Source organism: Psychrobacillus antarcticus (assembly GCF_029533155.1).
GTDB classification, from domain to species: domain Bacteria; phylum Bacillota; class Bacilli; order Bacillales_A; family Planococcaceae; genus Psychrobacillus; species Psychrobacillus antarcticus.
In genome coordinates this window covers 28,061-43,068 of the sequence record NZ_JAIZDB010000026.1, presented here as the reverse complement: position 1 = coordinate 43,068, position 15,008 = coordinate 28,061, and the positions used below count along the sequence as shown (strand labels likewise).

At 37.6% G+C, this 15,008-nt stretch carries 15 protein-coding genes, 1 pseudogene and 1 riboswitch; of the genes and pseudogenes, 1 reads left to right on the top strand and 15 read right to left on the bottom strand.

Annotated features, from left to right (window positions below):
- Positions 1-40: 40 nt before the first annotated feature.
- From LDK52_RS14560 to LDK52_RS14525, 8 genes are all read right to left on the bottom strand, one after another.
- The gene (locus LDK52_RS14560) at positions 41-637 is read right to left on the bottom strand and encodes an XTP/dITP diphosphatase (RefSeq protein ID WP_277586684.1); all 597 of its coding nucleotides are present in this window, start codon (positions 635-637) and stop codon (positions 41-43) included.
- Between the two features lie 107 nt (positions 638-744).
- Positions 745-1,542 (bottom strand): glutamate racemase, encoded by a 798-nt coding sequence (gene racE, locus LDK52_RS14555; RefSeq protein ID WP_277586683.1) that lies wholly within the window; start codon positions 1,540-1,542, stop codon positions 745-747.
- Between the two features lie 9 nt (positions 1,543-1,551).
- Positions 1,552-2,007: a MarR family winged helix-turn-helix transcriptional regulator gene (locus LDK52_RS14550; protein ID WP_277586682.1), complete on the bottom strand. Its 456-nt coding sequence runs from the start codon at positions 2,005-2,007 to the stop codon at positions 1,552-1,554.
- A gap of 78 nt (positions 2,008-2,085) precedes the next feature.
- Entirely contained in the window at positions 2,086-2,310 is a 225-nt protein-coding gene (locus LDK52_RS14545; RefSeq protein ID WP_277586681.1) for a helix-turn-helix domain-containing protein, read from the bottom strand.
- Positions 2,311-2,371: 61 nt separating this feature from the next.
- The gene (locus LDK52_RS14540; RefSeq protein WP_277586680.1) at positions 2,372-2,824 is read right to left on the bottom strand and encodes an acyl-CoA thioesterase; all 453 of its coding nucleotides are present in this window, start codon (positions 2,822-2,824) and stop codon (positions 2,372-2,374) included.
- Positions 2,825-2,929: 105 nt separating this feature from the next.
- On the bottom strand, positions 2,930-3,706 hold the full coding sequence (gene sdhB / locus LDK52_RS14535; protein ID WP_277586679.1) for a succinate dehydrogenase iron-sulfur subunit: 777 nt from the start codon (positions 3,704-3,706) through the stop codon (positions 2,930-2,932).
- A gap of 2 nt (positions 3,707-3,708) precedes the next feature.
- Positions 3,709-5,466 carry a succinate dehydrogenase flavoprotein subunit gene (gene sdhA, locus LDK52_RS14530; RefSeq protein WP_277586678.1) on the bottom strand — a complete coding sequence of 586 codons (1,758 nt, stop codon included), beginning with the start codon at positions 5,464-5,466 and terminating at the stop codon, positions 3,709-3,711.
- Between the two features lie 49 nt (positions 5,467-5,515).
- Positions 5,516-6,127: a succinate dehydrogenase cytochrome b558 subunit gene (locus LDK52_RS14525; protein WP_277586677.1), complete on the bottom strand. Its 612-nt coding sequence runs from the start codon at positions 6,125-6,127 to the stop codon at positions 5,516-5,518.
- A 283-nt stretch (positions 6,128-6,410) separates the two neighbouring features.
- Between LDK52_RS14525 and LDK52_RS14520 the strand changes: the two genes are divergently transcribed.
- Complete coding sequence (locus LDK52_RS14520; RefSeq protein ID WP_277586676.1) at positions 6,411-6,824, top strand: YslB family protein; 414 nt, start codon at positions 6,411-6,413, stop codon at positions 6,822-6,824.
- 903 nt (positions 6,825-7,727) lie between these two features.
- Here LDK52_RS14520 and LDK52_RS14515 read toward each other — a convergent pair.
- From LDK52_RS14515 to LDK52_RS14485, 7 genes and pseudogenes are all read right to left on the bottom strand, one after another.
- Positions 7,728-8,957 (bottom strand): aspartate kinase, encoded by a 1,230-nt coding sequence (locus LDK52_RS14515; RefSeq protein WP_277586675.1) that lies wholly within the window; start codon positions 8,955-8,957, stop codon positions 7,728-7,730.
- Between the two features lie 143 nt (positions 8,958-9,100).
- Positions 9,101-9,280: riboswitch (Lysine riboswitch) on the bottom strand.
- Positions 9,281-9,470: 190 nt separating this feature from the next.
- Positions 9,471-11,261, bottom strand: a complete 1,791-nt coding sequence (uvrC, locus tag LDK52_RS14510; RefSeq protein WP_277586674.1) for an excinuclease ABC subunit UvrC — start codon at positions 11,259-11,261, stop codon at positions 9,471-9,473.
- A gap of 50 nt (positions 11,262-11,311) precedes the next feature.
- Positions 11,312-11,635 (bottom strand): annotated as a pseudogene (gene trxA, locus LDK52_RS14505) (thioredoxin); the annotation flags it as partial.
- A gap of 107 nt (positions 11,636-11,742) precedes the next feature.
- A complete protein-coding gene (locus LDK52_RS14500; protein ID WP_277586673.1) occupies positions 11,743-12,720 on the bottom strand; it encodes an electron transfer flavoprotein subunit alpha/FixB family protein in 978 nt (325 codons plus the stop codon).
- An 88-nt stretch (positions 12,721-12,808) separates the two neighbouring features.
- On the bottom strand, positions 12,809-13,582 hold the full coding sequence (locus LDK52_RS14495; RefSeq protein WP_277586672.1) for an electron transfer flavoprotein subunit beta/FixA family protein: 774 nt from the start codon (positions 13,580-13,582) through the stop codon (positions 12,809-12,811).
- A 25-nt stretch (positions 13,583-13,607) separates the two neighbouring features.
- Complete coding sequence (locus tag LDK52_RS14490; RefSeq protein ID WP_277586671.1) at positions 13,608-14,381, bottom strand: enoyl-CoA hydratase; 774 nt, start codon at positions 14,379-14,381, stop codon at positions 13,608-13,610.
- Between the two features lie 23 nt (positions 14,382-14,404).
- A complete protein-coding gene (locus LDK52_RS14485) occupies positions 14,405-14,986 on the bottom strand; it encodes a TetR/AcrR family transcriptional regulator (protein WP_277586670.1) in 582 nt (193 codons plus the stop codon).
- Positions 14,987-15,008: the final 22 nt, after the last annotated feature.

Below are 15,008 nucleotides of genomic sequence, written 5' to 3'. Positions count from 1 at the left end.
ATCACTCATAATTAATAACTTCATTTCCCACACCTATCCTTCAGAAAATTAAATCTTCCAAAACCAAAGAAAGTTTTTTAATAGCATTACCTCGATGAGAAATAGCTCCCTTTTGCTCTGCAGTTAGTTCTGCCATCATTTTTAGTTCAGAAGGAACATAAAAAATGGGGTCATATCCAAATCCATTGGTGCCTTTTCTTTCGGTCCCAATTACACCCTCACATGTTCCTCTGACAGTGTATGGTTCTTTGTTTGGTGATGCAACAGCTATAGCGCATACAAACCGAGCTGTTTTTTCCGATTCTTTCATACCTTCTAGCTCTTTAAGCACTTTATCTATGTTTGCTTCGTCACTTTTCTCTTCTCCTGCATAGCGCGCAGAATAGATGCCTGGGCGTCCATCAAGTCCATCAATCTCTAAACCGCTATCATCCGCAATGACCATTGTTTGTAAATGGTTTGCTAGGGCAGTAGCTTTAAGTAATGCATTTTCTTCAAAAGTGGTCCCTGTCTCTTCCACATCTATATCTTCCGCTACATCATGGAGCGTTTTAACTTCATATCCTAGTGGGTTAAACAAAGCCTCAAAGTCTTTGGCTTTTCCTTTATTTTTAGTTGCTATAATAATCTGTTTCAATTGATATCGCACCCTTCTTCGAAATTTTAGAAGCTAGCAGCTCCTATTAACAATAACTAGTAAGCAAAAGAAGACCCCGCTATTCGAGGATTCTCAAGCTAACAGGGTCAGTTAAATGAAATTGTTCGAACATCTGCACTCGGTATTTCCAGCCACTTCTCTACGATCGTTTTAAATATTGGCACAGAGCCCGTTGTATAAAATATGGGTAATTCTTTTTGTTCCATCGGATTATTAAGTTCATGGTAAGCTAAATACTCTTTTACATCTTGAGCAGTTTCTTCTGCCGATGAAAGTACATTCACATGATTCCCAACTGCCTCTTCTATATGCTTTTGCAAAAGCGGATAATGTGTACAACCTAAAATGACGGTATCAAATTGCTCTTTCTTCAGTGGTGTTAATGTTTCCATTACCATATTTCGAGCAAAATCACCTTCGTATTCATTACTTTCTACCAGTGGCACAAACGTGGGGCATGCCAGAGGAATCACTTTACTAGAAGTATTTAAAGAAGCAATTGCTTTCTCATATGCGCCACTTTTAATAGTACCGCTTGTACCTAGCACTACAATTTCATTACTTTTTGTTGCTTTAATCGCTGCTCTTGCACCCGGAAAAATTACTCCTATAACAGGAAAAGGCATCTTTCTACTTAACGAATTCAGTGCGACTGCAGTTGCGGTATTGCACGCAATTACAAGCATTTTTATGTTCATTTTTGCTAAAGCATTAGCCAATTGCCAGGTAAATTTTCTTACCTCTTCGCTTGTTCTCGGACCATACGGGCATCTGGCTGTATCACCTATATAAATTATTTTTTCATTTGGTAATAATTGCATTATTTCCTTCGCAACCGTTAACCCACCAACTCCAGAGTCTATAACACCAATTGGGGCTTTCACGTCAATTCCTCAGTTCTTCATCTCTTGATGTAGTTTTTCTAATAATATGGATAAATTTGCAACTTCAACTTGATTGAATTGTTGAAGTACATCCTGTAAATACTGTTGTCGTTTATCTATGACTTCTTCTATAATTCGTGCGCCCTCTTCTAACAAATGTATACGAACAACACGACGGTCTTGTTCATCCCTCACACGCTTAACAAGGTCACTTTTTTCCATACGATCGATTAAATCCGTCGTTGTACTAAAAGCTAAATACATTTTATTGGATAAATCTCCGATTGTCATATCACCAAGTTCAAGTAGCCATTGAAGTGCTACAAACTGTGGAGGCGTTATAGTATAGGTACTTAAAATCTGTCGACCCTTTTGTTTAATGATTCCGGATATATGTCGAAGCTCTTTTTCTAAAAAAGCAACTTGATCTTGATCTAATATTTTCTTTTTTATATCCTCTGCCATCTATTCCTTCACTCCTCAACACAATAAGCTTCTTTCTATTATTGTGACGTGTTATGAGGAAAATGGCAAGGATTCATATTAATTCAATGATAGTTCACCTAATCGTAATAATTCTACAATCGCTTGTGACCTACCTGAAACTCCCAGTTTTTGTATTGTATTAGAAATATGGTTCCTAACTGTTTTCTCGCTTATCGTTAACAAAACTGAAATATCTTTCGTAGAATTATCTTCTACTAATAATTGAAAAATTTGACGCTCTCTACTTGTTAAAATCGAACGATGCTGATTATTGTCGTACAATGCCATAGCCCCCTATCCACTCTCCTACTAACGTATGTAGGACGGGGATGGTAGGTGACGGCTAGTTAATACTCTTTTGAAAAACTTCTCGCTCTTCTTCAGACCATTTTGTACCACGACCAGTTTTTTTATCAATTTGAACAATGGATCCACGACCAGTAAAGACAATGTCCCCTTTTTCGTTCTTCGCCATGTAGTGTATATCTACCGAGGACGTGCCGACGGAATTTGCTTTCACATAAATGCGGAGCTTTTCATCAAAGAATACTTGCTTTACATAGTCACATTGCAAATCAGCGACTACTGGGATTTTTTCTCCCTTTGTATTTAACCAGTCATTCATAAGTTGGATATGCTTGAAGTATTCTATTCGCGCGTATTCAAAATAAGCAAATGTAACTGTATTATTCAAATGTCCATACATATCCGTTTCTGAAAAACGTACACTCACTTCTGAATAAAAATGGAAATCCCGCTCCCATAACGCAATATCTTCTATGTATTTAGCTTTCATAAATTAAACTCCCCCTAAATGAATGGATATTCATTTATTGTAACAGAGAAAGAAAAAACCTGCATAGAATAGTAATATTCTAAACAGATTTTCTTACAGCATTTATTAGTCAACCATATGGTCGCTTCCGAAGAAATCTTTGAACATTTGAACAGTAGTATCACGGTTCAATGCTGCGATAGAAGTTGTAAGTGGAATTCCTTTTGGACAAGCAACAACACAGTTTTGTGCGTTACCACAATTCGCAAGGCCACCGTCTCCCATAATTGTATTTAAACGTTCATCCTTGTTCATAGAACCAGTTGGATGTGCGTTAAATAAACGTACTTGTGAAAGTGGTGCTGGTCCCATAAAGTTAGAACCACTGTTTACGTTTGGACAAGCTTCCAGACATACTCCACAAGTCATACATTTAGACAATTCATATGCCCATTGACGTTTGCGTTCTGGCATACGTGGACCTTCTCCAAGATCGTATGATCCATCGATAGGAACCCATGCTTTTACTTTTTTCAAAGAATCAAACATGCGAGAACGGTCCACTTGAAGATCACGAACAACCGGGAACGTTTTCATTGGTGCTAATTGAATCGGTTGTGTTAATTGATCTATCAAAGCAGAACATGATTGACGTGGACGACCATTGATCACCATTGAACATGCTCCACAAACTTCTTCCAAACAGCTCATGTCCCAAGTTACAGGAGTCGTAGCTTTGCCGTCTACATTTACCGGGTTTTGTCGTATTTCCATTAGTGCAGAAATAACGTTCATATTTGGACGATAATTTACTTCAAACTTTTCAAAGTAAGGTTCAGATTCTGGTGTATCTTGACGTAAAATTTCAAACTTTACTTTTTTTGTTTCCGTTGCTGTTACCATTATTAATTGTCCCCTTTCGCAGAATAATCGCGTTTACGAGGTGTAATAATTGACACGTCTACTTCTTCGAAATGGAAAACAGGAGCCCCTGTAGACGGTTCAAATTTAGCCATCGTTGTTTTCAAGAATTCTTCATCATTGCGCTCTGGGAAGTCGGGTTTATAATGCGCTCCACGGCTTTCATTACGATTAAGCGCCCCTAATGTAATAACGCGTGCTAAATATAACATATTTTTGAGCTGACGAGTAAATGATGCACCTTGGTTTGACCATTGTTGTGTATCATCCATATTTATATTCTCATATCGTTCAAGTAATTCTTGGATTTTCTTATCTGTCGCTTCTAGTCTGTCATTATAACGAACAACAGTTACGTTATCTGTCATCCATTCACCTAGTTCTTTATGAAGTAAGTACGCGTTTTCCGTACCTTTCATCGAAATAGTTCTGTCCCATTTCTCTTGCTCTAGTTTCAACTCAGCTTCAAATATAGAATCATCCATATCAATTGCATGGGTTTTTAGTTTGCTCATGTATTTAACTGCATTTGGTCCTGCAACACTTCCGCCGAATACAGCTGAAAGTAGTGAGTTTGCACCTAAACGGTTTGCACCATGTTGTGAGTAATCACACTCACCAGCAGCGAATAATCCAGGAATGTTGGTCATTTGGTGATCATCTACCCATAGTCCGCCCATTGAATAGTGAACTGCCGGGAATATTTTCATCGGTACTTTACGAGGGTCATCACCAGTGAATTTCTCGTAAATTTCAATAATACCACCAAGTTTAACATCTAGTTCATGTGGATCTTTATGTGAAAGATCTAGATAAACCATGTTTTCTCCGTTGATACCCAGTTTTTGGTTAACACATACGTCAAAGATTTCACGTGTCGCAATATCACGTGGAACTAAGTTACCGTATGCAGGATATTTTTCTTCTAGGAAATACCACGGTTTGCCGTCTTTGTAAGTCCAAATACGACCACCCTCACCACGAGCAGACTCGGACATTAGTCTTAGTTTATCGTCACCAGGGATTGCTGTAGGATGAATTTGGATAAATTCCCCGTTTGCATAATAAGCTCCTTGTTGATAGACGATAGATGCAGCAGAACCAGTGTTAATAATAGAATTAGTAGTTTTCCCGAAAATAATCCCAGGGCCACCAGTAGCCATAATAACAGCATCTCCGCGAAATGCACGAATTTCCATTGTTAGAAGGTTTTGCGCTTTAATACCACGACATATGCCTTCGCTATCTTTAATTATTCCAAGGAATTCCCATCCTTCAAATTTTGTCACAAGACCATCTACTTCAAAACGACGAACTTGCTCGTCCAGTGCATAAAGAAGTTGTTGACCAGTTGTTGCACCAGCAAATGCTGTACGATGCATTAGAGTTCCCCCGAAGCGACGGAAGTCTAACAAACCTTCTGGAGTACGGTTGAACATAACACCCATACGGTCAAACAAACTAATAATTCCAGGTGCAGCATCAGCCATTGCTTTTACTGGTTTTTGGTTAGCTAGGAAGTCACCACCGTATACAGTATCATCTAAATGTACTGCTGGAGAATCCCCTTCACCTTTTGTATTTACAGCCCCGTTAATACCGCCTTGTGCACAAACAGAGTGCGAACGTTTTACAGGTACTATTGAAAATAGATCTACATGCGTGCCATCCTCGGAAGCTTTCATTGTTGCCATTAAGCCAGCTAATCCACCGCCGACAACAATCAGTTTACTTTTTGCCATGCTATTCTCACTCCTCAATATAATAGTAGTTGAACGTCTTTAAAGTTTCTTAAACGAATGCTAGAAGAGCTTGAACGCCAACTACAGATAACGCTAAGAAGATTAGTAATGTTACATAAGTTACAATTTGTTGTGATCTTGCTGATTGTGTAATACCCCAGCTAACTAAGAATGACCAAATACCGTTTGCTAAATGGAATGTAGCTGAAATAACCCCTACGATATAGAAACCTAACATCCATGGGTTAGATAAAATCTCTGCCATCATGTTGAAGTTAACTTCTTTTGCTCCAATAGCAGCTTGGAAACGTGTTTCAAAAACATGCCAAACGATGAATACAACTAAGAAAATACCAGTAAAGCGTTGTGCAATGAATAAATAGTTTCTTAAAGTACCAAAGCTTTTCGGATTATTTTTCGCAGTGAATGCAATATAAATTCCGTAAAATGCATGGAACATTAATGGTAGGTAGATTACGAAGATTTCTAACAACAATTTAAATGGGAGACTCTCCATAAAATGAGTTGCATTATTAAATGCTTCTGGACCTCTTGTGGCAAAATGGTTAATTACTAAGTGTTGCGCTAAAAACAGACCTACAGGAACTATTCCCAGTAAGGAATGCAGTCGACGCCAATAAAATTCGCGCTCTTTCGACAAAAAAATTACCCCCTCAAATTTCCGACCAAAAGGTATGAAAACTATGTCAAAAAAACAATTGTTCTCAAAACTTTCACATCATCAAGTTACGTATTTATGACATATCCATTGTACTCTCATCATTTTAGAGCGTCAAGGTATCTTTCTGAATTTTCATTTCGATTCATACCCCTTAACAGGATAATAGATTGAATAATTAATCACAATCTAATCGGGTCCTTATTACTATTATTTATGCTAAAATAAATAGGCATTAATGATTTTTGGAAAGAAGGGTTGCTACTTGAATGAAAAGGAACATTCACATGTAACTTCCTTTGGATATGAGTTAATAAGAGATCACGTGCTTACTTCTATTCTCGGAAAACATGAAAAAGATATATTATATTGGGCTGGAAAAGATTTAGCTCGTAAATTCCCCCTTTATTCAATGGAAGAAGCTGTCACGTTTTTCAATGAAGCTGGATGGGGCACTTTACATTTAGAAAGGACGACAAAAGATTCGACTTTCTATTTATTAAGTACATATAATCTACCTCAGAGTGGACAAAGTAGAAGTCATCGATTAGAAGCAGGTTTTTTAGCAGAACAACAACAAAAGATTACTGGATATTTAACCGAATGTTACGACGAAGAAGTTAAAAAGAACGGAATAGTTTCTTTGCAAATAAAATGGGATGCTAAAACTAAGGGGTAACGGGATAGTCAGCTATTGACTTTTCCTGTTACCCTTTTTGAAAAGTAAGTATATGGGTTATCATGCCTCGACCTCGGCGTCCATAGTATATAAAAAATTTAAATATACCTACTGATTTCCGTTTCAGGTGGGGTACAAAGGCTAAGAACGCCACATCGCAAAAGGAAGGCAATCTAAGTTCGCCGCGTCCTGCGGTAACGATTGCATAACCCACCTCCTGTGGGCCTCAACGCCTTCGTGACCAACATCCTATTGGCATCCTCGGATTAGTACAATGCTAGTTACGAATTGTCGACACATGATGTGAAGTTCTTGTCCTTCGTCTCTAATACGCTGCCTGCGGGGTCTCGACTTTCTCGCTTATCCTGCTGGAGTCGCCACCTTCCACTGCAATCAATATTACGTGTAGTACTTAACTATTTGATATATTATAGCTTATCGCTTGGATAATAAAATTGGTATAAGTTAATATAGTGATAAATTCATCTTTTGATTAAGAAATACTATGTTGTAATGAGGAAGAAAAAGTAAATTTTCTTTTATTCAAGTGGAAATAAAAGAAATACTAAATGTTCCCTAAATAAAGAAGCGAGAAAGCGAACGAAATTTCATCTTCGTGAGCTTCTATTATGAATAGGAAAGGTCCTTATCTCTAGTTTTCCAAAACGCACTTACCTGTTTCTAAGAGTTGTAGGAGGGTGATGGACAGACAACTACCGTAAGATTACAAAAAAAACAGTGATATTGGTTGTGACGGATGTCACAACCAATATCACTGAAAATTCACTTGGTAATCATATAGTAAAATGTCTGTCAAAGCACTGCGAAAACTACAGAAACAGGCTTTATCCTTAATGAACGGCATCTTTTTACATGGTTTTTCTTAACTATTAGGACAAATATCTACACTTGTTGGTGGGATAACGCAAGCTCGAATTCGTCATGCAATGCATTGGCAGCAACTATCATATGTTGCTGAGGAATAACTACCGACACTTTTATCTCAGATGTACTTACCATCTTCACAGGAATATTTTCTTTTCTTAATCGGTCAAACATTTGAGCAGCAACCCCTGGGTTCGATACCATCCCTGAACCAACAATAGAAACCTTTGAAAGGCCAACTTCAAAATCTGCAAACGTAAAGCCAAGGTCTTGTTTATGTGTTTCTAAAACTGTTATCGCTTCAGCCAAAGATTCCTTTTTAATAGAAAAAGAAACTGCTGGTTTAACTCCATCTACTATTGACTGAACTATTATATCCACATTTATATGATTTTTAGCTAAAGTTGTGAAAATAGAAGCTAAAGAACCATTAAATGGCACTTCGTATTCTATCGTTAATCGGACGATATCGGATTCAAATGCTACCCCACGAACTACTAAATTATTTTCCACGTCTACTTCCTCCTTCAAAATCGTTCCTTCTCCATCTTTATAGCTCGGACGTACTCTTAACGGCACTTTATAATTTTTAGCAAATTCAACTGCACGTGGATGCAATACCCCTGCACCCAAATTAGCTAGCTCTAACATTTCGTCATATTCAAGCTGCTCCAGTTTTCGCGCATTCTCAATATAGCGCGGATCGGACGTATAAATACCATCAACATCCGTATAAATATCACAAATTTCGGCTTCGATGGAAGCAGCAATAGCTACAGCAGTTGTGTCAGACCCCCCTCTTCCAAGAGTTGTTATCTCTCCTGCTTCGGATATACCCTGGAAACCTGCTACAATAACGACTTTGTTTGTTGCTAGTAAATCATCAATTTTAGAAGGATCAAGTTTCATTATTTTTGCGTTTCTATGTACACCATCTGTTATGAGACCTGCCTGAGCACCTGTTAGAGAAATTGCATCTATCCCCAATGCGTTTAACTTAATAGAAAGTAAAGCCATCGTAACTTGCTCCCCATTAGATAAAAGCATATCCATTTCTCGTTTTGATGGTGATTCCGTTAATTCGAAAGCAAGGTTAGATAATTCGTCCGTTGTTTTCCCCATTGCAGATACAACAACTACAATATCATGCCCTTTATCTTTCTCACATTTTACCCGATTCGCAACTTCCGTAATTTTTTCAGTTGATCCAACTGAAGTACCACCAAATTTCATTACAATTTTAGTCATGATTATCCGCTCCCTATTTTATCCCGCTTTAACGCGCAGTAAAACTCCCAACGAGTGAAGTTTCTCTTTTCTGTAAGGATTAAAAAATGCTTTCCACATATTGTGAAAAGCATTGTCTCATACACGGCTCAAAAAATCTGTCCATCTGAGATAGCCCTCCAGAATAACAAATTCTGACAATTCTACATCTATTAAATGCAGAACCAACAATAGAATAGGAAAAGCTATTCCATGTTTCGGCGAAAAACCCTTTCCTCAGCCATTCTAGGAACTTTCCTTCCTCCTGCTGAGTACTAATGTCTAATCGCACCTCTATCTTCACTATTAATCAGTGAATATTAAATTACGCCTCGGCGTAATTACGTCCAGATTTTGAATTGCGATTGCGCAATTAACTCCTTTCAAAATCTGTGAAATCCGCCGGAGGCTTAACTTGAATCAACAGTTTCTATTTGCATATTTGCAACGTTCTTGTGTTGATTCAAGTTAAATTCAATTAACCTTAACATATGATTATTCAGAAGACAATATATTTTTCTGATAATTGTTAATAACTAAATCCGCTTGCTTACTTGGTAATCCCGCCGCTATTAACTCATCTTTGGTGGCAGCTTGTATTTTCTTTACGGAACCAAAATGCTTTAACAATAGCTTTTTTCGCTGAGGTCCGATACCTTCAATACCATCTAACGAAGATGCAATTGTATGCTTTCCACGCTGTTGTCTATGGAATGTAATAGCAAAACGATGGACTTCATCTTGAATTCGTTGGAGCAAATAAAAACCTTCACTAGTCCGCTTCATCGGTATTAGCTCCAAAGGGTCACCGTAAATTAGCTGAGAAGTTTGATGCTTGCCATCCTTTGCTAGACCTGCAATCGGAATATCAAGCCCAAGTTCATCCTCTATAATTTCGCGTGCGGCCTCAATTTGCCCTTTCCCTCCATCAATGATTATTAAATCAGGTAGGGGCAAATTTTCCTTGAGGACACGAGTATATCTTCTACGTACAACTTCACGCATTGCTCCGTAATCATCATGTTTAGCTGCAGTTTTTGTTTTATATTTACGATAATCCTTTTTACTTGCCCTGCCATCAATAAAAACAACCATTGCAGAAACAGCATCTGTCCCATGTATATGCGAGTTGTCAAAAGCTTCAATACGCATGGGCGTTGCGATCCCCATCGAATCTCCTAGCTGCTCTACTGCTCCAATCGTCCGTTCCTCTTGTCTTTCGATTAAGTGGAATTTCTCCGTCAGGGCTATTTTGGCATTTTTTTCTGCTAATTCGACTAGATTTTTCTTCGTACCTCTTTGTGGAACGAAAATCTTCATCTCCAAAAGGCTGGAAGCCAAGTCGATGTCCGTACTTAATGGAACATAAATTTCTTTTGGTTTTATATGCTCTGATTTCGCATAAAATTGCCCTAAAAACGTGATAAATTCCTCTTCAGGATCCCGGAAAATAGGAAACAACGAAACATCTCTTTCAATCAGTTTCCCTTGCCTTATAAAGAATACTTGAACACACATCCAGCCCTTATCTACATGGAAACCAAAAATATCTCTGCTTGTGAAATCATTCATCGTCATTTTTTGTTTTTCCATTACTTGTTCGATATGTGAAATTTGATCACGATACTCTGTTGCTCGTTCAAATTCAAGTGTTTCTGCAGCTGAATTCATTTTCGCAACCAATTCTTTCTTCACCTGGGTATGCCCGCCATTCAAAAAACTAACTATTTCATGAATGATTGTGTCATAGGCATTCTCTTCAATCTTTTTCACACATGGAGCTAAACATTGTCCCAAATGATAGTACAGACATACTCTATTAGGCATTTTTTGACATTTACGAAGTGGATATAAACGATCTAACAGTTTTTTCGTTTCATGTGCTGCATGGGAATTCGGATAAGGTCCAAAGTATTTCCCTTTATCCTTTTTTACCTGTCTTGTAATGATTAATCGAGGATCTTTTTCAGCGGTAATTTTTATATATGGATACGTCTTATCATCTTTTAACATAATATTATATTTTGGATCATGCTTTTTAATAAGGTGGAGCTCTAGTATTAAAGCTTCCAGCTCAGATGATGTGACGATATATTCAAAGTCAACAATTTCTTGCACTAATCGGAGCGTTTTTCCATCATGTGCTCCTTTGAAATAAGAGCGCACTCGATTTTTTAATATCTTTGCTTTGCCGACGTAGATTATAGTTCCTTGTCGGTCTTTCATTAAGTAACATCCAGGCTCATCTGGTAGGATGGCACATTTTTGTTCGATCAACTCATTCATATTATCACCTGTTTAAAAAAACCGGGCACTCTGTAGCACCCGGTTTTATATTATACGTTTTTTTCTACAAATTGTACTAAAGCTTCTTTTGGTTGGAAACCTACTGCTTTGTCCACAGGTTTACCATCTTTAAATAATACTAGGGTTGGGATAGACATAATACCGAATTCACTTGCAGTAGCTTGGTTTTCATCAACATCTACTTTTACGATTTTAACTTTGTCGCTCATTTCAGCGTCCATTTCTTCTAAAACAGGAGCAATCATTTTACAAGGTCCGCACCATGTTGCCCAAAAATCTACTAATACTAAACCTTCTTCTATATCCGTGCTGAATGTTTGATCTGTTGCGTGAACTATTGCCATTTTAAAATTCCTCCTTTGTCTACTATGTACTGATTATAACAGACAGAAATATCAACATCTACAAATTAGCTTGAGAGAAAAAACTCGACTCCTTCATAGGAGTCGAGCACATATTATTAAGCGTTTACTTTAAGTTTTTTGAACTCTTCTGTAAGCATTGGAATTACTTCGAACAAGTCTCCAACAATACCGTAGTCTGCCACTTTGAAAATGTTTGCTTCTGGATCTTTATTGATTGCTACAATTATTTTCGAGTTAGACATACCAGCTAAATGCTGAATTGCTCCTGAAATACCAGCTGCTATATAAAGGTCCGGAGTTACCACTTTACCAGTTTGACCGATTTGCAATGAATAATCACAATAATCCGCGTCACAAGCTCCACGAGAAGCTCCAACAGCTCCACCAAGTACGTCTGCAAGCTCTTTTAAAGGTGCGAACCCTTCTTCACTCTTCACGCCACGACCACCAGCAATAACCACTTTTGCCTCTGATAAGTCTACGCCTTCTGTAGTTTTACGTACTACTTCTTTAATAATTGTACGAAGGTTTGTAATATCTACTGACAAGGAAGAAACGACCGCTGACTTACTGTCATCTTTTGCAAGAGGCGCAATATTGTTTGGACGGATCGTGATAAATTCAATACCAGCCTTCACTTTAACTTTTTCAAAAGCTTTACCAGAATAGATTGGACGGATAAATACAGCTGAATCGCCTTCACCTTCAATAGAAGTTACGTCGGATACTAAACCAATTTGCAATTTACTCGCAATTTTTGGAGATAAATCTTTCCCAAGTGCTGTATGACCAAATACGATTGCATCTGGATTCTCTTGCTCAATTACAGCTAACAAAGCTTGTCCATAACCATCTGAAGTATATTGCTTTAAATGTGGATGCTCCACAGTAATTACGCGATCTGCTCCATATTTCCCAAGCTCAGTAGCTAACTCTCCCACTGAATCTCCTAATAGAACACTAACAACTTCTCCGCCGCTTGAAATTTGTTTAGCAGCAGCGATTGCTTCATATGATACATTACGAAGAGCACCTTCACGCGCTTCTCCTAATACTAATACTTTTTTAGACATGTATTTTCCTCCTAATAATAAAATTAATTCGGATCAAATATGCTTAGGCATATCTGATTCTGTGGATAAATAATCTTTTCTGAATAAGTTAAACGACTTTCGCTTCCGAATGTAGTAAATGAACTAACTCTTTTACTTGATCAGCTAGCTCGCCTTCTAATACTTTTCCAGCTTCCTTTTTAGGAGGTAAATAAATTTCGATTGTTTCTGTTTTTGCTACTACATCATCTTCATCTATATCTAAATCATCTAATTCAACTTCTTCTAAAGGCTTTTTCTTTGCCTTCATAATTCCTGGAAGAGATGGATAACGTGGTTCATTTAGACCTTGTTGAGCAGTAACTAATAGTGGCAATGAAGTTTCTAATACTTCCGTATCTCCTTCCACATCACGTTTAATAGTTACTGTAGTGCCATTAATCTCTAAGTTTGTAATAGTAGTAACATAGTTAATACCTAAGCTTTCAGCAACACGTGGTCCAACTTGTCCTGATCCACCATCAATTGCTACATTTCCTGCCAATATTAAATCAGGATTTTTGTCTTTTAAGTATTCAGAGATAACATGTGCAGCTGTAAATTGATCCATCTCTTCTACATCATCTTCAATGTTAATAAGGACCGCTTTATCGGCACCCATCGCTAGTGCTGTACGAAGTTGTTTCTCAGCGTCTTCTCCACCCATTGTAAGGACGGTTACTTCTCCACCTTGAGCGTCACGGACTTGGATTGCTTCTTCAATTGCATACTCATCGTATGGATTAATGATGAATTCTGCACCATCTTCTTGAATTTTACCCCCGCTTACTACGATTTTCTCCTCAGTATCAAACGTACGTTTTACTAATACATAAATGTTCATTTAGATATCCTCCCAATGTAAAATATTATTTCCCTTTAAATATAGGCTCTCTTTTTTCAATAAATGCAGAAATACCTTCTTTAGCATCTTCTGAAACAAAAACTGTTCCAAAAGCATTTGCTTCTGCCTTCACACCTTCATGATAAGAAGCTGGTTTAGAATACTGCAGCATCTCTAAAGCATTTTTTACAGCAATAGGACCCTTCTTCGCAATCTTAACTGATAGCTTATTGGCCTGTTCAAATAATTCTTCTTCCGGGTAAGCATGATTAGCAAGTCCTAATCTGGCTGCCTCTTTTCCACTAATCGGATCACTTGTTAACAGCATTTCTGCCGCTTTTGCAAATCCAACATAACGTGGTAGTCGTTGAGTACCAGCAAACCCTGGTATTAAACCTAATTGTAACTCCGGTAACCCTAGCTTTGCATTCTCTGATACAAGGCGGATATGACAACTCATTGCAAGTTCAAGTCCTCCACCAAGTGCAGCACCATGAATTGCAGCGATTACGGGTTTGGAGAAAGTTTCCACTCGTTCGAAAATTGCTTGCCCACTTGCTGCAAGCTCTGAGAATGCAGCTCCCGATGTAATGGAAGTGAACTCTTTTATATCTGCCCCTGCGGAGAAAAATCTACCTTCTCCTTTTAACAAGACTACTCGAACTGCATCATCATTTTCTACTGCATCAAGTAACTCATTTACTTCTAAAATAACCCCTCTTGCCAAAGCGTTTGCTGGTGGACGATTAAGTGTAACAGTAGCTACACCATCTTCTACAGTCCATGACAGAAATTCCATTTCTCCCTCTCCCCCTTTGTAAACTAAACTTTTATACCATTTAATAATAGACGATGTACTTTACCTGTTAGACCAACAAGATCGTATTTATGCTCGTTCATGACCCAAGTAGTAGTCGTCTCATCAATTGTACCAAAAACCATTTGTCTTGCTAAGCGGATATCGATCTTTTGATCAAATTCTCCTTGCTCAATTCCTTCTTTTAAAATTGTATCTAATAAAACTAAATAATTTCTTAAAATTGCATTAATTCGTAATCTCAATGCTAAATTAGCTTGTCTTAATTCCAATTGCGTAACTGTCGCTAAATGATGATCGCCTGCTAGCACCACAAAATGATTTTCAATCATTTTATATAGCTTTTCCGAGGAACTAATGTCTTGTTGAATAATTTCTTTCAAGTTTTCTGCAAATATCTCCATTTTTTCTTCAAAAACCGAGACTAAAATTTCTTCTTTGTTCTTAAAATATAAGTAAATTGTCCCGTCAGCTACTCCAGCTTGTTTCGCTATTTTAGAAACCTGTGACTGATGATATCCATTTTCGGCAATAACAATAATTGCTGCATCAATGATTTGCTTATATTTTGGTTTGTCCTTCTTCATATGAATTCACCACCAATTAATC

Excerpts from the sequence above, each read along its gene's own strand:
- LDK52_RS14490 (WP_277586671.1), bottom strand. The coding sequence starts at position 14,381 with ATGGAATTTCTGTCATGGACTGTAGAAGATGGTGTAGCTACTGTTACA.
- uvrC (WP_277586674.1), bottom strand. The coding sequence starts at position 11,261 with ATGAATGAGTTGATCGAACAAAAATGTGCCATCCTACCAGATGAGCCT.
- LDK52_RS14550 (WP_277586682.1), bottom strand. The coding sequence starts at position 2,007 with ATGGCAGAGGATATAAAAAAGAAAATATTAGATCAAGATCAAGTTGCT.
- LDK52_RS14500 (WP_277586673.1), bottom strand. The coding sequence starts at position 12,720 with ATGTCTAAAAAAGTATTAGTATTAGGAGAAGCGCGTGAAGGTGCTCTT.
- LDK52_RS14485 (WP_277586670.1), bottom strand. The coding sequence starts at position 14,986 with ATGAAGAAGGACAAACCAAAATATAAGCAAATCATTGATGCAGCAATT.
- sdhB (WP_277586679.1), bottom strand. The coding sequence starts at position 3,706 with ATGGTAACAGCAACGGAAACAAAAAAAGTAAAGTTTGAAATTTTACGT.
- sdhA (WP_277586678.1), bottom strand. The coding sequence starts at position 5,466 with ATGGCAAAAAGTAAACTGATTGTTGTCGGCGGTGGATTAGCTGGCTTA.
- LDK52_RS14515 (WP_277586675.1), bottom strand. The coding sequence starts at position 8,957 with ATGACTAAAATTGTAATGAAATTTGGTGGTACTTCAGTTGGATCAACT.
- LDK52_RS14495 (WP_277586672.1), bottom strand. The coding sequence starts at position 13,582 with ATGAACATTTATGTATTAGTAAAACGTACGTTTGATACTGAGGAGAAA.
- LDK52_RS14540 (WP_277586680.1), bottom strand. The coding sequence starts at position 2,824 with ATGAAAGCTAAATACATAGAAGATATTGCGTTATGGGAGCGGGATTTC.